Below are 17,229 nucleotides of genomic sequence, written 5' to 3' on the forward strand. Positions count from 1 at the left end.
CCACCAGCGTTACAGCTGAGTTAATTTCTGCAGCATCTGATCAGACGTACTGATTGCTTTGCTGTTGATCTCATACGCGCGCTGCGTCTGGATCATCGTGACGAGTTCTTCCGCCACATTGACGTTCGACGTTTCCACATAGCCTTGATACAGAAGTCCCGCGCCATTCTGACCCGGCGTGCTGTCGGTAGGCGCACCTGACGCCTGCGTTTCCTGGTACAGGTTCTCACCTACGCTGTCGAGACCAGCATCGTTCATAAAGGTGCTCAGCGTTAACTGCCCCACCTGTGTCGCCTGGGTTTGTCCCTGCTGCGTTACGCTTACCACGCCATCGCGTGCAACAGTGATGCTTGTCGCGTTAGCAGGAATAGTGATGCCAGGCTGCACCGGGAAACCGGAGTTCGTCACTAACTGACCATTCTGATCCACCTGAAACGAACCATCGCGGGTATACGCCGAGGTGCCGTCTGGCATCTGAATCTGGAAATAACCCTGACCGTTGATGGCGATGTCTTTTGAGTTGTCGGTCTGCGACAGGTTACCCTGGGTATGCAGGCGTTCAGTGGTCACCGGGCGCACACCCGTACCAATCTGTAACCCGGACGGTAGTGTGGTCTGCTCAGACGACTGCGTGCCCGGTTGGCGCATGGTTTGGTACATCAGATCTTCAAATACAGCACGTGAGCGCTTAAAACCGTTGGTACTGACGTTTGCCAGGTTATTGGCAATCACGTCCATGTTCATTTGCTGCGCATCAAGACCGGTTTTGGCGATCCATAAAGAACGAATCATGTTGTTATCCTCGCGCCTTAGCTGCTCATGTTCAGCAGCTGATTGGCTTTTTGCTCGTTTTCATCAACGTTTGCGATCACTTTCATCTGCATCTCAAAACGTCGGGCGTTGGCGATCATGTCGACCATGGTTTCCACCGGTTTAACGTTGCTACCTTCGAGCACACCCGGCATTACCTGCATGGTGGCGTCGGCCTGCAATGCCGCGCCGCGTGTTGCCTGCGTCGCTGGCGTTGGACGGAACATGCCGTCGTCACCACGCTGCATCTCTTGCCCGCTGGCTTTCACCAGCTTCAGACGGCCAAGCTGCACCGTGGCGTTTGGCGCATCACCCGCATTTAACGCGGTGATGGAACCGTCAGCAGCAATAGTCATTTCCGCGCCCTGTGGAATGGCGATCGGACCGCCATCGCCCATCACGGGATTGCCCTGAATCGTTAACGTTCCGTTCGGGCTGATTTGCATATTGCCGTTGCGGGTATACGCTTCGCTGCCATCAGCGGTACGCACCGCCAGCCAGCCATCTTGCTGAACCGCCACGTCCAGCGGACGCTCGGTATAATCCATTGCGCCCTGGCTCATATCCGCCCCTGGCGTCGAAACCGTAACCAGAGTGCGGGTTGGCAACGACCAGCCGTTGACTGGCACGGCGCGCAACGCGTTGAGCTGGGCACGAAACCCCGGCGTTGAGGCGTTGGCAAGGTTGCTGGCAGTAACGGCTTGCTGATTCAGCGTTTGGCTGGCAGCCCCCATTGCGGTATATATTGCGTGATCCATAAAGCAATCCCGTTAGCGCATTAACGTAAGTTAACCAGCGTGTTAAGAATCTGGTCCTGAGTTTTGATGGTCTGGGCGTTCGCCTGGTAGTTACGCTGCGCCACGATCATATTTACCAGTTCCTGACTCATATCAACGTTGGAGGCTTCCAGCGCACCTGCCGTCAGGGAACCGTAAGTGCCGGTATTAGCCAGACCTATCGCCGCCTGCCCTGAGGAGTTGGTTGCAGACCAGACGTTATCGCCTGCTGACTGCAGCCCTTCCGGGTTAGAGAAGCTCGCCAGTACGATTTGACCCAGCAACTGGGTTTCCTGATTGGAGTAAGTCCCCGTAATCGTGCCATCATCGTTAATCGCGTAACTGGTCAGATCGCCAGGGGCATAACCATCCTGGGTAGGATTACCAAAGGTGGTGGAACCCGTATTTTGCTGCGCACTACCCAGCATATTCAGCGTGATCGCTTGATTAGCTGCAGCACCGTTAGCGCCCGTCAGGTTAATGGTCAACCCAACTGTGCCATCTGTCGTGCTGGTGTCATCGCTGCCGTCGGCCTTCAGTCGGGTAATACCGGTCAGTTGGCCGTTGGTATCAAATTTCATTCTGAAATCACCAGCGGCCTCGCCAGTGGAGGAATCTATCGCATGGACGGTCCAGCTATTGGCGGTGGAGTCTTTGACGTAGTACATGTCGAGGGTATGATCGTTACCCTGAGAGTCGTACACCGTCATGGTGCTTTTTGCGTTGTAGCTATCGACATCACCGGCAGAGAAAACAGGCACATCTGACGTGGAATCAGTCGAGTTCAGGTTCGCCACCTGGCTTGCTGTGGTCGTGGCACGCGCGGCCATCTGCGTCGTGGGGATAGTGATCGCCACGGGATTAGCACCGGTTTGAATCGTCGGTGGTACACCGCTGGCTGGATACCCCGTCACAGTCAGCCCCTGGGTATTGACCAGGTTACGATTTTCATCGAGCGTAAACTGACCATTACGTGAGTAATACACCGCACCGCTGGTATCCGTCATACGGAAGAAACCGTTACCGCTCAGCGCCACGTCCAGACCACGACTGGTCGTAGTTGTGGTGCCATCATTGAAGTTCTGGATCACCGCGGCCACTTTAGTACCGAGGCCCACATTGGAGCCGGCGAACATATCGGCAAACGCAATGGTGCTGGACTTAAAGCCCGCCGTTGCGGCGTTAGCAATGTTGTTACCGATGACATCGAGGTTACTTGAGGCAGCGCCAAGACCGCTTACCGCTTGGGAAAATGACATGTTTGCTTCTCCTGCTTACAGGTTGATCAGAGAATCTGACGTACTTCGTCAAGGGTGACGGAGCCCATGGTGCCGAGATCCAGTTTTGTGGTGTCGTCCGTCGTAATTACCCCATTGACGTAGGCGTAGTTAAGCGGTTGTGCCACCAGTTGGGTGCTGCCATTGCTGGCGGCAATCGAAACCGTATATTTGCCATCTGGTGCCGTTGAACCATCGGCCAATGTGCCATCCCACGAGAAGGTGTGAACGCCCGCGCTGAGCGCCCCGAGGTCAACGGTGCTGACCGTATTACCACTGGCATCTTTGATCGTGGCGCTGGCCGCGGTTGAGGCGGTGGTCAGTGACACACCAAACGGTGTCGTTGTGCCGCTGCCGACCAGCACCTGTGAGCCATCAACCATCACGCCATGACCAATTAAGGTTGAGGTTTGCAGCGACTGGTTGGCATTAATCTGACCGGATATTGAACCCAGCGTGGTGTTAAGTTTCTCAATACCGCTCAGGGTGTTGATCTGTGCCAGCTGCGTGGTGAGCTGACTGTTATCCATCGGATTGGTGGGATCCTGATTTTGTAACTGCGTCACCAGCATGGTCAAAAACTGATTTTGTAAGTCTTGCGCGCTGTTGCCGCTGCTGCTGCTGGATGAGCTAAGGACGCTGGGGTCCAGTGACTCATTAACGCCTACTGAGATAGCCATTTTTATTCTCCGTTATTGACCGATCGTCAGGGTTTTCATCATCATTGATTTCACGGTGTTCAGCACTTCAACGTTGGCCTGATAACTGCGTGACGCTGACATGGTGTTGACGGTCTCAGAAACCACGTCCACGTTAGGCATCTTCACGTAGCCTTTCTCATCGGCCATCGGATTGCCTGGGTCATAAACCAGTTTTGCCGGTGAGGGGTCGTTAATCACCTGCGCCACTTTTACCCCGCCCGTTGCAGCACCTGGTGCGGCATCCGTTTGAAATACTACCTGTTTTGCCACGTATGGCTGGCCGTCAGGGCCAGTCACGCTATCGGCATTGGCCAGGTTACTGGCGCTAACGTTTAATCGCTGTGATTGCGCGGTCATGGCTGATCCGGCAATGTCAAAAATGTTCAGCAAGGCCATAATTATTGCCCTTGTAACACGCTCATCATGCTTTTGATCTGGCTGCTGATAAGGGTGAGATCGGTTTGATATTTCAGGCTATTATCCGCGAACTGAGTACGCTCGCGGTCCATATCGACGGTATTGCCGTCGGCAGCAGGCTGATCGGGAATGCGATACAGCAAATCCATTGATGACGCAGCGTGAGTCTGTGCTTCAATGTGTCGCGCCGAGGTAACGTTGAGTGACAGGCCTGTCGTAGCCCGCCCATTCTTCATCGCCTTGTTCAGCTCGCTGGCGAAGTCAATATCACGGGCCTGGTAACCCGGCGTATCGGCGTTAGCAATGTTTGACGCCAGGATCTCCTGACGCTGGGCACGCAGGTTGAGGGCTTCAGTACCGAATTGCAGTGCCGCATCCAGTTTGTCGAGCATGCTTCCTCCGCGAATGAGAATTCCGAGCTGGCAGCTTAATAGGAAAAAAGCAAGGGCGATCGTCTGAATAACGCCCCAAATCGTCGCTATTTTTGCTCTTGACGTTTTTTTTCTCCGCGTAAACTCGTTGCCATTATCAGTAAGGAGCAGCACCATGCGTGGATACCCCATTCTGTTGGCCAGCCTGCTGGTCATGATCGCGCTGCCTTCCAGCGCCGCCGATCTTAGTGCACAACTGAATCAATTTTTTAAAGCACGCGATCCGCAACATGCCGCAGGCATTAATGTGCTGGTGCGTACACCGAAAACGCAATGGCCTGAATGCGATGCGCCGCGATTCTCTCTGCCGGGCAATAGCCGCTTGTGGGGCAACATGAGCGTGGCCGCTAATTGCGATCAAAATCGCCGTTATATTCAGGTACAGGTACAGGTAAGTGGTCAGTATCTGGTGGCGAAACGCCAGCTGGTACGCGGCACCAGCGTAAAGCAAAATGACTTCAGGATGCAGAGTGGACGGCTGGATACGCTACCGGCCCGCACGCTGTTCAATAGCGATTCGGTGGCGGATGCGGTCGTTCTGCGTGATATTCAACCCGGCCAGCCGGTGAGTTTGTCGATGCTGCGCCAGCCGTGGCGCGTGAAAGCCGGACAAAATGTGACGGTCATTGCCAGCGGCGAAGGCTTTGATGCCAGCAGCGAAGGCAAGGCGTTAAACAATGCTACCCGCGCGCAATGGGTTCGTGTGCGCATGGCCAATGGTCAGATTGTTAGCGGCCGGGTGAGCGATGATGGGAATGTTCTGATAACACTATAAAGCGTTAAAGAAGCCTGTTGTTCTGCCGATAGAAGAATCAACAAAGCGATTACGCTATTCTGATTCAGGTGGCAGACCCCCTGATCGTACAGGAGCTTGAATATGAGCATCGACAGAACACAACCGCTGAAGCCCGTTAGCACCGTCCAGACGCGTGACACTAACGAGCAGAACAGCACGAAAGTGCGTCAGTATGTGACCACTACGGCAACCACGCCAGGTTCCGCGCAGGTCAGCCTGAGCAGCGCCCAGTCACAGCTGATGCAGCCAGGCAGCCAGGACATCAATGTCCAGCGCGTAGAACAACTGAAAACCGCCATCCGTAATGGCGAACTGAAAATGGATACCGGCAAGATAGCGGATGCACTAATTGCCGACACCAGGGCATATTTAGAGGGTAACTAATCCCCATGAACACATTGTTGACCACATTAGATAAGATGCAGGAAGTCCTGTCTTCGCTAGCCAGTTTGCTCAACGAAGAACAGCACCAGCTATCGGCTGGCCAAATCAACAGCAATCTGTTGCAGCGCATAACGGAAGATAAGAGTGCGCTGCTCTCGACGCTGAATTATCTGGATGAAATGCGTCGCGCCGCAGAACCTCACCTGCAGATTCAGGCACCTTATGATGGTCAGAGTGACATGTCACATCGCTGGCAGCATATTCAGCAATACACCCGCCGCTTGCAGGATAGTAACGTCCACAACGGCCTGCTGTTACAGCATCAAATGCGTTTTACCCAGGATGCGCTTGAGGTGTTAAAGCCGCATCAGACCCAGGCATTTTACGGTCCGGATGGCCGGGGTAAAGGTCAGTCAACGCTGAGTCGTAAAATTTAATTCAGACGTTTTTACTTTGCTTTGCCTGTAAAAAATCCCGCGCATCACGCGGGGTTTTTCTGCTTAAACGGAGGTTCGCCGGGCATAATCACGCAGGCGGAAGCCGAGTAAACCAAGCATCAGAAAATATACGCCTCCCCCCACCGCACACACGGCCGCCAGCCGAAGCAAACGCCACAGCATCGTGCCTTGCTCCCACATCGGCATTACCAGCAACATGCCATACAGCGCCGCCGCCATGACCATAACGGCTAAAACCAGCCGTAAAAGAAAGGTTCCCCAGCCGGGTTGTGGTCGGAATATATCCTTTTTACGCAGCTGCCAGTAAAGCAGCACAGCGTTTAAACAGGCCGCCAGGCCAATGGACAATGACAGGCCTGCGTGCTTCAGCGGCCCAATAAATGTCAGGTTCATGAGCTGGGTCATGATTAAGGTAAAGATAGCGATTCTCACCGGCGTTTTAATGTCCTGACGTGAATAGAAACCCGGCGCCAGCACTTTCACTACAATCAGCCCCATCAAACCTACCGAGTAGGCGATCAGTGCGCGTTGCGTCATTAACGCATCAAAGGCGGTAAATTTGCCGTACTGAAACAGTGCAATGGTTAGCGGGCCAGACAACATACCTAACGCCACCGCGCAGGGTAGCGCCAGCAGGAAGCACAGACGTAATCCCCAGTCCATCAAACGTGAATATTCATCATGGTTGCCGCTGGAAAAACTCTTTGCCAGTGATGGCAGTAAAATGGTGCCCAGCGCCACACCCAGCACGCCGGAAGGAAACTCCATCAGACGGTCAGCGTAATACATCCACGATACTGAACCAGAAACCAGAAATGAGGCGAAGATGGTATTGATGATCAGCGACACCTGACTGACCGAAACGCCTAAAATCGCCGGTCCCATCTGACGCATGACGCGCCAGACGCCTGCATCTTTTAAATTGATGCGCGGCAGCACCAGCATGCCAATTTTTTTCAGGTGCGGAAGCTGATACCCCAGTTGTAATACGCCTCCCACCACCACTGCCCACGCCAGCGCCATGACCGGTGGATGAAAGTGCGGCGCGGCAAATAGCGCAAAACCGATCATGCTGATATTGAGCAGCGTTGGGGCAAAGGCCGGCACAGAAAAGCGGTTCCAGGTATTGAGCACCGCGCCTGTCAGCGAGGCAAGCGAGATGAGCAGGATATAAGGAAAGGTTACGCGCAGCAGCGAGCTGGTCAGGGCAAATTTATCCGCGGTGTCGGCGAAACCTGGCGCGGTCACTAAGATCACCCACGGTGCCACAATCATGCCTGCCACGGTCACGACGGCTAAAACCAGCGTCAGCAGACCAGAAACATAGGCGAAAAAAAACCGGGCTGCCTCATCCCCCTGTTTGCTTTTGTATTCAGCCAGAATCGGCACGAAGGCCTGAGAGAATGCGCCTTCGGCAAAAATACGGCGCAAGAGGTTAGGTAATTTAAACGCAACGAAAAAGGCATCGGTTGCCATTCCGGCACCAAATACGCGCGCCACAATGGCATCACGAGCAAAACCCAACACGCGGGAAAACAGCGTCATGGAACTGACCGCTGCCAGCGATTTCAACAAATTCATAATTAGCGGCGCATCCTGAAAAGAATCGGCAAAATGAGTGAGTTAGCGCAGGCATCCGTTGATGCCCGGCGATAGTCTACTGGCCTGGCGAGGAATCACCAACTCTGAGTGTTACAAGGGATTATTTACGTTCAGATTCGCGTCATCACTTTATCATCACGGGCTGCGCCAGCAGGGCGTGTTCCCCACTCGCTTCAGGCATCGTCTGATTTTATCCCCCGCTAATAAAGCGCGGTGCCGCTCCGCTAAAATCATGCGGCGCTAAAAGACATTGCCAGACAGGCGGCCGCAAATCATTCAGCCTTTCGTCTGTTGGGAGAGAAGCCCGATCCACGTCCAGCCCCATCAGTGCTCGCCCCGGCAGACGGATTTACCCGATCCCCGCTTAATGGTTCTTTGCCAGTGCCCAACCTCTTCTTACTGTTCCTGTTGCAGCAACTGCGCTAACTGCGCCTGCAAGGCATTGACGCGTTGCTCCAGCGTGGCGACGCGTGCGGCTAAATCATTATCGGTTTCTGTGTCAGGCTGAGCTTCTGTCATTTCACCACCAAACAGATGCATAAAACGATTTTCGCGCTTGCCGGGCTCGCGTGACAAACGCAGCACCATCGCGCCCTCTTCGTGCTCAGTTAACCGTTCCAGCGTGTGTTCTACCTCGGAAACATCAGCAAACTCGTGCAGGCGACCACTACGGGTACGCAATTCCCCAGGCGTTTGTGCACCACGCAGAAACAGTAAGGTCAAAATCGCGACTTCAGCGCTGTTTAATTGCAGCTTACCAAAGGCTGAATTACAGAAGCGCTGTTCATATTTCGCAACGCGCTGACCAAAGCCGTTATTCGAGGTGACCAGATGCTTTTTTACCAGTTGATCGAGCTGTTCCTGCACCTCGCCCTCGGAGAGATTCATCACCGGCTCGCGGTTAGACTTTTGATTACAGGCGGTAACGACACCATTCAGAGAAAGAGGATACTGTTCTGGCGTCGTTACCTGTTTCTCCATCAGGCAACCCAACACGCGCAGCGCTGGCGCGGATAAAGCCATCTTCATATATAATTCCTCATTATTATCCACGCCGATCTGGCGTCCATTCCTTGCTGGTTAGCGCCGTCAGCACATGGTCTTGCCAACGCCCGTCAATCAATAAATAGTCTTTGGCATACCCCTCTTTTTCAAAGCCCAGGCGAGCCAGTAAATTGCCGCTACGCTGATTGTGCGGCATGTAATTGGCCATAATGCGATGAATATTTTGTTGACGCTGCATATAGCGAATGGCGGCCTGCAATGCTTCAAACATGAAACCCTGCCCTTGCCATTTCTCGCCAAGCGAATAGCCAAGATAGCAGGCATGAAATGAACCGCGCAGCACGTTGCTGAAATTCGCCACGCCACGGACTTCCGTTTCATCAACATCCATCAAAATAAAATAGAAGGCCGAACCTTGTTTGTGCATATCGGTAATAAGCCCAAGACGGGCTTGCCAGCCCGAAGGGTAGCAATGACTTTCATCACGTACCGGTTCCCACGGCTTGAGAAAGGTGCGGTTTTCCGCGTAATAATCCGCTAACCGCCACGCGTCGCGTTCGTGTATCAGACGTACCACCAACCGATCGGTGGCCAATCGCACCTTTGGCGCGGCAGAACGATAGCTAAACATCTGGACTCCTGAAAGACGTGGCTGAAAAGGATAAGCATTTAACATTTCACTTCACTATAACCGCCGCCTGGGCTGCGGTAAAACGTTACGACTGATCCAGCCACAAACACCTTGATTTAACACCGTAAACGCGGTCTGGAGCTGCTGTTCGTGTTGGGGTAGCAATCCCCCATCGCAGGCAGCCGGGTTTGCCCCCTACGCTAATCTCTTCCATACTTCCCGCAAGTCCGAAAACAGAGCGAATCACTTTCGCTCCGTTAAACAAAGGAGATCGGGATGAAGCTATATATCTATGACCATTGCCCTTTCTGCGTCAAAGCACGCATGATTTTCGGCCTGAAAAATATCCCCGTTGAACTCGTTGTGATGCTTAACGATGACGAAACGACGCCAGGTAAACTGGTTGGCCAGAAAATGGCGCCGATCCTGCAAAAACAAGATGGAAGCGCGATGCCGGAGAGTATGGATATTGTGCGCTTTATTGATAAACAGGATGGCGAACCGTTGATCACTGGCAAAACAAACCCAGCAATTAGTGACTGGCTTCGTCATATTAATGGCTATGTGAATAAACTGCTGTTACCACGCATTGCTGAAGCGCCTTTTGCTGAGTTCGCAACGCCGGAAGCGCGTGAATATTTCCGCGCTAAAAAACAGGCCAGTACAGGCGACTTTGAAGAGCTTAAGCGCCATGCCCCAGGCTTTATCAAAAATGTCAGTGATGATTTACGCCAGCTGGACAAGCTGATTGTTAAACCCAATGCGGTTAATGGTGAATTATCGGACGATGATATTAATCTGTTCCCGCTGTTGCGCTCCCTGACGCTGGTCAGCGGTATTGAATGGCCCAGCCGTGTCGCCGATTACCGCGATAATATGGCTAAACAAACCCAGGTTAATCTGCTCTCTTCTATTGCCCGCTAAATCTAACCTGATGAGAAGCGTGACAGCGTTTCTCATCCCTTCCCTGGTGACACTCGCTCTGCATTCAGGCACGCTATGCGCTGCTTTCGCGCACTGATAATCTGGATGAGGATGGCATGAAGAAGGTCGTTTCGGGGCTTATCGCTCTGTTTTTAGCCGTAATGTTGAGCGGCTGTAATCAACTTACGCAGTACACTATTAGCGAGCAGGAAATTAACCAGGCGCTACAAAAGCACAATAACTACGCAAAAGATGTCGGCGTTGCCGGACTGATTAATGCGCATATTGTTCTGAACAACCTCAGCAGCCAAATCGGCCGTGAAGAACCGGGGAAAATCACGCTATCGGGTGAGGCAAAAATTAATGTGAGTTCGCTTTTTGGACCGCAGCAGGCCAATATGCAGCTGAAAATGAAAGCGCAACCGTATTTCGATCAACAACAAGGCGCAATCTACCTGCGCGATCTTGAAATTGTAGACGCGCAGGTGCAACCGGAAAAAATGGCATCCGTCATGAAAACCCTGACACCGTATCTGAACCAGTCGCTGAAAAGCTATTTCGATCAGAAACCCGCTTATATACTGAGTGAAGACCGTAGCAAAGCTGAGTCGCTGGCGAAAAAATTTGCCAAAGGACTTGAAGTAAAACCTGGCCAGCTCATTATTCCCTTCACCCATTAATCATTACACCGCGCCGCCTGGCGCGGTTTTCTTTTCTTCTGCGCAAAAACCAGGTGCAAACGGTTGCCCGAAACCTTATGCTTAGACCCCGGCCTAAACGTGCCTTTCGTTTCCTTTCTGCCGGAGCCTCATTGATGACTGCACAACCTCAGCAACTTACCATCCGCCGTCCAGACGACTGGCATATCCATCTGCGTGATGACGAGATGCTCAACACCGTCTTGCCCTATACCAGCGCGGTAAATGCTCGTGCCATCGTGATGCCAAATCTGGTGCCGCCAGTCACCAGCGTGGCGGCAGCGGAAGCTTATCGCGACCGCATTCTGGCGGCATTACCCGCCGATCATGTTTTTACCCCTTTAATGACCTGCTATTTAACCGATTCGCTGGACCCGGATGAGATCGAGCGCGGTTTTACCGCAGGTTTATTCACCGCTGCCAAACTGTATCCAGCGCATGCCACCACCAACTCCAGTCACGGCGTGAGGAATATCGCCTCAATCGCCAGCGTGCTGGAGCGTATGCAGAAACTGGCTATGCCGCTGCTGGTCCATGGCGAAGTAACCGATGCGCATATTGATATTTTTGATCGCGAAGCGCGCTTTATCGAAACGGTAATGGAGCCGCTGCGTAAGCAATTCCCTGAATTAAAAGTGGTAATGGAACACATCACCACTAAAGAGGCGGCGGAATATGTCGAAGCGGCTAATGAAAAGCTTGGCGCAACCCTTACACCTCAGCATTTGATGTTCAACCGCAATCACATGCTGGTAGGCGGTATTCGTCCACATCTTTATTGCCTACCGATTTTAAAGCGCAACGTGCATCAGAATGCCCTGCGTAAAGTCGTTGCCAGCGGTCATCCACGCTTTTTCCTTGGTACTGACACCGCGCCACATTTACAGCATTTAAAAGAAGCCAGCTGCGGTTGTGCCGGTGTATTTAATGCTCCGACATCACTGTCTGCTTACGCCACCGTTTTTGAAGAACTGGATGCCTTGCAGCATTTTGAAGCTTTTTGTTCTGAGAATGGACCACGCTTTTATGGCCTGCCGCTTAATGAAGGCACCCTTACACTGGTACGTGAGCCGTGGACAGTAGAAACTAAAAACGAAATGGGCGCACATACCCTGATTCCTTTCCTGGCCGGTGAAACGTTAAACTGGCGCGTTAAAGTGTAATATCGCTTGCCTCCAGAGAGTTGTTACTGTAAATATACACAGTATATTTTCTGGGGGATTTTATGCGTATCGAAATTACCGTTGCCAGAACCCAACCTTTTCCTCCTGGCGCACTGGATGCCCTGAGCCAGGAGCTTGCACGCCGCATTGATGAGCAACTCCCTGATGCCGTTCATTACATCAAGGTGCGTTATGCCTCTACCAGTCAACTTAGCGTATTAGGTGGCGGCAAAGAGACACGTGACCAAATCAGCGATATTTTGCAGCAAACCTGGGAAAGTGCTGATGACTGGTTTATGACCGATTAACCGCCACTGTGCTGTTTTTCGCCGGGCTTCGCCGCCCGGTTTTTTTCTGTTTTTCCGCTCTCGCCATAACCCCTTCCTGCAACTAGACTCTGATTGATCAATCCCCTATCCTTGCGCTCGTCATGCTTAACAGGAGGTGCGACAACATGAATACTGAAAAACCGGAAGAGGCGATGACGTTTGGTGAGCTGTTGACGCTCATTGGCGAGCAGCAACGTCGCCTGACCGTGCTGGAAAATGCTTTCTCCAGCCTGATTTTCTGCCTGGACGATCGCGCCAGTCAGCTACTGGTGCATAATCTGTCACTGGAAGCGCAAAATCAAAATCATGATGAACAACTGCAGCAGCACTTTGCCCGACTGGTGGAAACGTTACAAAAACGCAACGGTGGGACAACACCTGAAACGCTGGCTTAATGACAGCCTTATGTCATTTTGCAATTTATAAAACAGCCGCTTTGACATTTTAATTTATGCTTTAAAATGCCTGTTTCATCAGGCATTTTATTTTTCTCTTTCATGCTTTTTTAAAGTAATTGTCCGAGTCACCGGCGCTTCACGCAATTTTTAGTCAGTAAAAGGCTATTTTACTGTTATAATTGTTCCGCTACTGGAATAAAAAAGCCGCATTGAACCTCATCAAGCACTTCGTTTAACGAGTAATAAGGAGGTTATAATGGACAGAAATAAAGATGTGATTCAGACCCATTCACTGGTGGGTTGGGACATCAGTACCGTTGACAGCTACGATGCCATGATGATCCGCCTGCACTCGCTCTCATCGCAAGAGCAAAAAGAAGAAGAAGCAGACGTTGGTCCTACTTACTGGCTGACAACGGATGTGGCAAGGCAGTTCATTTCTATCCTTGAAGCGGGCATCGCCAAGATAGAATCTGCCGAGCAGGTAGAACGACTCCTTAAGAAACATTAATTCCTGCCACATCAAGAGGCGCCCCACGGGGTGCCTTTTTCGTTTCTGTTTCTGGTATGCTTTTGATCGTGTGACCTTTTCAGGAGTTTCGTCTCAATGATTTATGATCTTATTGTGGTAGGTAGCGGCTCTATTGGCGCAGCGGCAGGATTTTACGCAACGCAAGCCGGCTTGTCGGTATTGATGATCGACAGCAGCCATCCACCGCACAACCAGGGCACGCATCACGGCGATAGTCGCTTGATTCGCCACGCGTATGGTGAAGGCGAGCGCTATGTGCCGCTGGTCCTGCGGGCGCAAACGCTTTGGGACGAGCTGGAACAGCAGGCAGGTGAACGCATTATGCACCGGAGCGGTGTACTTAACCTGGCCCCTCTGCAATCGGATTTTATTAATAACGTGATCGAGAGCGCCAAAACCTGGCAACTGAATGTTCAGGTGATGCAGGCTGATGAAGTGCGTAAACGCTGGCCGCAGTTAAACGTACCCGATGGGTATCTCGGCGTGTTTGAACCTCAATCAGGTTATTTAAAATGCGAGCAAGCGGTGCGTAGCTATATTCATCTGGCTGAACAAGCGGGCTGCGCGCAATTGTTTAATTGTCCGGTTAGCGAGATAGGTTATGACGGTGATTTACAGCAGGTCACAACGCTGGACGGCACGTTCCGTTCACGCAAAATATTAATCAGCGTAGGGACATGGGTAAGCACACTGATCCTAGGTTTACCGGTGACGCCAACACGTAAAGTTTTCGCCTGGTATCAGGCTGATGGGCGTTACAGTGAAAACAATCAGTTTCCCGGCTTTACCGTTGAGATGGAAAACGGTAGCCAGTTCTACGGTTTTCCTGCCGATAATAATGCATTAAAAGTCGGACGCCACGATGGCGGGCAGCCAATGCAACAACCGAGCGATCGCAAACCTTTCGGCAGCGTAGCGGCGGATGGCAGCGAAGCATTTGGTTTCTTACGTCAGTTTTTGCCGGGCGTTGGCGTTTGCCTGCACGGTGAAGCCTGTAGTTATGATTTCAGTCCCGATGAAGATTTTATTATTGATACCTTACTCGGCGATCAGAATCGCTTAGTGATAACCGGTTTAAGCGGGCACGGTTTTAAATTTGCCAGCGTTTTAGGTGAATTAGCCGCTGAATTTGCCCAGAATAAGCCCTTCTCATTTGATCTCACGCCCTTTTCACTGTCGCGTTTTTCTTCGTAACCCGCAGGCGGCCTTAATATTACGGTCGCCGTTTGACATTAACTGACGCATTTAAACATCCCACTTTGCTTTTTTTGGGCTGCCTTCGTCCGTAACGTTAATTTTTATTCTGGTTTATTTATCGCTCAGTTAATTACGCCAGCGTTGCTCAATAACATGCCGCAAAATAGGCTTAATAATTTATAAATTTTACCTTAAATGGTGACTCTCGGCAGCTAACGCTGGAAGTGAATCTGTTGGGTAAAGGCAAAGATATCTGGGGCGTTTAGAGTGTGAAGCAGAAGGCAAAGTGGCGTAGAGAGTTTTCAATATTAGCCAGAATCTGGACCCAGCCTCACAAAAATTTCAGCTATTGACCGGGGTTGAAGACGCACCTCGGGAAAAAATGACCGCCTGAAGTGGGCCTCCAGGCGGCCTGGATTATTCCTTAAACGGCGCTGGAATGGTCATGTTCAGCAGTCCACGCGACTTATTGAACACTTTATTGCCATTTTCACGACCGGCGCGACGTGCGCGCTGCTCTTCAGGCGAGAGTTTCGCTTCTTCCTGACATAGCGGGCTACAGCAGTTTTCATACTTTACTGCACAGGCCGGACACTGAATAAACAGCAAATGGCAGCCGTCGTTTACGCAATTCACATGCGTATCACAGGATGCTCCACATTGATGACAATGTGACAGCACATCATCTGAAATGCGCTCTCCCATGCGTTCGTCAAAAACAAAATTCTTACCTTTGAAACGTACCGGTAAGCCTTGCTCACGTGCACGGCGGGCATATTCGATGATACCGCCTTCGATATGATAAACATCTTCGAAGCCGTTATGACGCATCCACGCACTTGCCTTTTCACAGCGAATACCGCCGGTGCAGTACATGACAATTTTCTTATCTTTTTGATCCTGCAACATATCAATAGCCATCGGCAACTGATCGCGGAAGGTGTCAGCAGGCACTTCCATCGCGTTGTCAAAATGTCCGACTTCATATTCGTAGTGGTTACGCATATCGACAAATACGGCGTCAGGATCGTCCAGCATGGCGTTCACATCAGCCGCTTTTAAGTAGCTGCCGACGTTGCTGGCATCGAAAGTAGGATCTTCAATACCATCCGCTACAATACGGTCACGTACTTTCAGTCGCAGCACCCAAAAAGATTTGCCATCGTCGTCCAGCGCCACGTTCATACGCAGGTTATTCAAGGCAGCGTCAAAACCGTAAAGGAATGACTTCATCTTTTCATACAGGCTGGCAGGCACGCTGATCTGTGCATTAATCCCTTCATGGGCAACATAAACGCGACCAAAAACGTTAAGTCCGGTTAACCCCTGATAAAGCGCATCACGAAAGGCTTTCGGATCGGCGATATGGAAGTACTTATAGAAAGAGACAGTGGTGCGCGGTTCGGTTTCAGCCAACATACGCGCCTTCAGCTCTTTATTGGAAACAAGGTTGTGTAACACTGGCATGGTGTTCGTTCCTGTCATCAATAGAAGAAATTTAGCGCGCACATGATACCTGAAATCATCAGGATGCAAAGAGCATACGGAAAATTGATCTCAATTCATGACAAATGTGTGTTTCGTCTGCAATGCTTAGCAGCGTGCTACAACTGCTTGTAATATTTCAGCCCAAGGCAAAAACTGGCACAATAGGAAAAATCAACGAGATAACGGCACCATAAGGTGCGTGACGCAGGATAATGACATCCACATGACCCAATTGCCTCAATTTTCGCGTGAACTTCTTCATCCCCGCTACTGGTTAACCTGGCTGGGGGTTATTTTTCTTTATATTTTAGTGCTACTTCCTTATCCGCTTCTCTATGTTTTAGGTTGTGGGATTGGTCGTATTGGCATGCGATTTATGAAGCGTCGCGTCAATATTGCACGGCGAAATCTGGAACTCTGCTTCCCGCAGATGCCCGTAAACGATCGTGAAGCGATGGTAAAGCATAATTTTGAATCGGTTGGAATGGGATTAATCGAAACCGGGATGGCGTGGTTTTGGCCAGACTGGCGTATCAACAAATGGCATAAGCCGTCTGGGCTTGAGCACATCCAGCAGGCACGCGACACGCATCGTGGCGTGCTGTTAATTGGTATGCACTTTCTGACATTAGAAATTGGTGCCCGTATGTTTGGCATTCATAATCCCGGCATTGGGGTTTATCGTCCAAATGACAATAAGCTTATTGACTGGTTACAGGTACATGGCCGCATGCGTTCAAATAAAAGTATGCTGGATCGAAAAGATCTCAAGGGCATGATTCGGGCCCTGAAAGGCGGTGATATTCTCTGGTACGCACCAGACCATGACTATGGTCCACGTAGCAGCGTGTTCGTACCTTTTTTTGCTGTTGAGAATGCCGCGACTACGGTGGGTACACATATGTTGATACGCACCAGTAAACCTGCGGTGATCCCTTTTGTTCCGCGCCGTTTGCCCGAAGGACGAGGTTATGAATTAATGATTCTACCGGATGTCAGCGAACAATTTTCCCTTGAAAGTGATGCTGATACCGCAATGCATATGAATAAAATAGTAGAAGAAGGCGTTTTATTAGCGCCAGAGCAATATATGTGGCTGCATCGTCGTTTCAAAACCAGACCGGAAAACGAACCGCCGCGTTATTAACGGCTAACAGATAAGGAAGGGGAAATGACACCCCTTCCGTCTCATAAAACCGGTCCACTATTTTC

The 17,229-nt window shown here is 51.2% G+C and carries 21 protein-coding genes; 11 read left to right on the forward strand and 10 right to left on the reverse strand.

Annotated elements, in window-relative coordinates:
- Positions 1 to 9: 9 nt before the first annotated feature.
- The 6 genes from flgG to flgB are packed head-to-tail and all read right to left on the reverse strand — an operon-like array spanning position 10 to position 4,373.
- Positions 10 to 792, reverse strand: coding sequence for a flagellar basal-body rod protein FlgG (gene flgG, locus H2P46_RS13090; RefSeq protein ID WP_193405466.1), 783 nt, complete (start codon positions 790 to 792; stop codon positions 10 to 12).
- 17 nt (positions 793 to 809) lie between these two features.
- Positions 810 to 1,568 carry a flagellar basal body rod protein FlgF gene (locus tag H2P46_RS13095; RefSeq protein ID WP_193405467.1) on the reverse strand — a complete coding sequence of 253 codons (759 nt, stop codon included), beginning with the start codon at positions 1,566 to 1,568 and terminating at the stop codon, positions 810 to 812.
- Between the two features lie 20 nt (positions 1,569 to 1,588).
- Positions 1,589 to 2,845 (reverse strand): flagellar hook protein FlgE, encoded by a 1,257-nt coding sequence (gene flgE, locus H2P46_RS13100; RefSeq protein ID WP_193405468.1) that lies wholly within the window; start codon positions 2,843 to 2,845, stop codon positions 1,589 to 1,591.
- A gap of 26 nt (positions 2,846 to 2,871) precedes the next feature.
- Positions 2,872 to 3,543: a flagellar hook assembly protein FlgD gene (flgD, locus tag H2P46_RS13105; protein ID WP_193405469.1), complete on the reverse strand. Its 672-nt coding sequence runs from the start codon at positions 3,541 to 3,543 to the stop codon at positions 2,872 to 2,874.
- A 12-nt stretch (positions 3,544 to 3,555) separates the two neighbouring features.
- A complete protein-coding gene (gene flgC, locus H2P46_RS13110; RefSeq protein ID WP_193405470.1) occupies positions 3,556 to 3,960 on the reverse strand; it encodes a flagellar basal body rod protein FlgC in 405 nt (134 codons plus the stop codon).
- A gap of 2 nt (positions 3,961 to 3,962) precedes the next feature.
- Positions 3,963 to 4,373: a flagellar basal body rod protein FlgB gene (gene flgB / locus H2P46_RS13115; protein ID WP_193405471.1), complete on the reverse strand. Its 411-nt coding sequence runs from the start codon at positions 4,371 to 4,373 to the stop codon at positions 3,963 to 3,965.
- A gap of 154 nt (positions 4,374 to 4,527) precedes the next feature.
- On the opposite strand from flgB, the gene flgA reads away from it, so the two are divergent.
- From flgA to H2P46_RS13130, 3 genes are all read left to right on the forward strand, one after another.
- Positions 4,528 to 5,187 (forward strand): flagellar basal body P-ring formation chaperone FlgA, encoded by a 660-nt coding sequence (gene flgA, locus H2P46_RS13120; protein WP_193405472.1) that lies wholly within the window; start codon positions 4,528 to 4,530, stop codon positions 5,185 to 5,187.
- 102 nt (positions 5,188 to 5,289) lie between these two features.
- Positions 5,290 to 5,592, forward strand: coding sequence for a flagellar biosynthesis anti-sigma factor FlgM (flgM, locus tag H2P46_RS13125; protein WP_193405473.1), 303 nt, complete (start codon positions 5,290 to 5,292; stop codon positions 5,590 to 5,592).
- A 5-nt stretch (positions 5,593 to 5,597) separates the two neighbouring features.
- Positions 5,598 to 6,029: a flagella synthesis protein FlgN gene (locus H2P46_RS13130; protein ID WP_193405474.1), complete on the forward strand. Its 432-nt coding sequence runs from the start codon at positions 5,598 to 5,600 to the stop codon at positions 6,027 to 6,029.
- A 63-nt stretch (positions 6,030 to 6,092) separates the two neighbouring features.
- Here the strand turns inward: H2P46_RS13130 and murJ are convergent, their stop codons facing one another.
- From murJ to rimJ, 3 genes are all read right to left on the reverse strand, one after another.
- The gene (gene murJ / locus H2P46_RS13135) at positions 6,093 to 7,631 is read right to left on the reverse strand and encodes a murein biosynthesis integral membrane protein MurJ (RefSeq protein WP_193405475.1); all 1,539 of its coding nucleotides are present in this window, start codon (positions 7,629 to 7,631) and stop codon (positions 6,093 to 6,095) included.
- Between the two features lie 417 nt (positions 7,632 to 8,048).
- Positions 8,049 to 8,681: a YceH family protein gene (locus H2P46_RS13140; RefSeq protein WP_193405476.1), complete on the reverse strand. Its 633-nt coding sequence runs from the start codon at positions 8,679 to 8,681 to the stop codon at positions 8,049 to 8,051.
- Between the two features lie 16 nt (positions 8,682 to 8,697).
- The gene (gene rimJ / locus H2P46_RS13145; RefSeq protein WP_193405477.1) at positions 8,698 to 9,288 is read right to left on the reverse strand and encodes a ribosomal protein S5-alanine N-acetyltransferase; all 591 of its coding nucleotides are present in this window, start codon (positions 9,286 to 9,288) and stop codon (positions 8,698 to 8,700) included.
- Between the two features lie 276 nt (positions 9,289 to 9,564).
- Between rimJ and grxB the strand changes: the two genes are divergently transcribed.
- From grxB to solA, 7 genes are all read left to right on the forward strand, one after another.
- Positions 9,565 to 10,212: a glutaredoxin 2 gene (gene grxB / locus H2P46_RS13150; protein ID WP_193405478.1), complete on the forward strand. Its 648-nt coding sequence runs from the start codon at positions 9,565 to 9,567 to the stop codon at positions 10,210 to 10,212.
- Positions 10,213 to 10,328: 116 nt separating this feature from the next.
- The gene (locus H2P46_RS13155; protein ID WP_193405479.1) at positions 10,329 to 10,892 is read left to right on the forward strand and encodes a lipoprotein; all 564 of its coding nucleotides are present in this window, start codon (positions 10,329 to 10,331) and stop codon (positions 10,890 to 10,892) included.
- Between the two features lie 134 nt (positions 10,893 to 11,026).
- Positions 11,027 to 12,073, forward strand: a complete 1,047-nt coding sequence (pyrC, locus tag H2P46_RS13160; RefSeq protein ID WP_193405480.1) for a dihydroorotase — start codon at positions 11,027 to 11,029, stop codon at positions 12,071 to 12,073.
- 62 nt (positions 12,074 to 12,135) lie between these two features.
- Positions 12,136 to 12,381: a DNA damage-inducible protein I gene (gene dinI / locus H2P46_RS13165; RefSeq protein WP_193405481.1), complete on the forward strand. Its 246-nt coding sequence runs from the start codon at positions 12,136 to 12,138 to the stop codon at positions 12,379 to 12,381.
- Positions 12,382 to 12,527: 146 nt separating this feature from the next.
- A complete protein-coding gene (locus H2P46_RS13170) occupies positions 12,528 to 12,797 on the forward strand; it encodes a hypothetical protein (protein ID WP_193405482.1) in 270 nt (89 codons plus the stop codon).
- A gap of 259 nt (positions 12,798 to 13,056) precedes the next feature.
- The gene (gene bssS, locus H2P46_RS13175; RefSeq protein ID WP_193405483.1) at positions 13,057 to 13,311 is read left to right on the forward strand and encodes a biofilm formation regulator BssS; all 255 of its coding nucleotides are present in this window, start codon (positions 13,057 to 13,059) and stop codon (positions 13,309 to 13,311) included.
- Positions 13,312 to 13,407: 96 nt separating this feature from the next.
- Complete coding sequence (gene solA / locus H2P46_RS13180) at positions 13,408 to 14,526, forward strand: N-methyl-L-tryptophan oxidase (protein ID WP_193405484.1); 1,119 nt, start codon at positions 13,408 to 13,410, stop codon at positions 14,524 to 14,526.
- A gap of 420 nt (positions 14,527 to 14,946) precedes the next feature.
- Here the strand turns inward: solA and trhO are convergent, their stop codons facing one another.
- Positions 14,947 to 15,996: an oxygen-dependent tRNA uridine(34) hydroxylase TrhO gene (gene trhO / locus H2P46_RS13185; RefSeq protein ID WP_193405485.1), complete on the reverse strand. Its 1,050-nt coding sequence runs from the start codon at positions 15,994 to 15,996 to the stop codon at positions 14,947 to 14,949.
- A gap of 244 nt (positions 15,997 to 16,240) precedes the next feature.
- Here trhO and H2P46_RS13190 point away from each other — a divergent pair, with 244 nt between their 5' ends.
- Positions 16,241 to 17,164 carry a Kdo(2)-lipid IV(A) acyltransferase gene (locus tag H2P46_RS13190; protein WP_193405486.1) on the forward strand — a complete coding sequence of 308 codons (924 nt, stop codon included), beginning with the start codon at positions 16,241 to 16,243 and terminating at the stop codon, positions 17,162 to 17,164.
- Positions 17,165 to 17,229 lie beyond the last annotated feature (65 nt).

Source organism: Mixta mediterraneensis (assembly GCF_014946725.1).
GTDB lineage: Bacteria > Pseudomonadota > Gammaproteobacteria > Enterobacterales > Enterobacteriaceae > Pantoea > Pantoea mediterraneensis.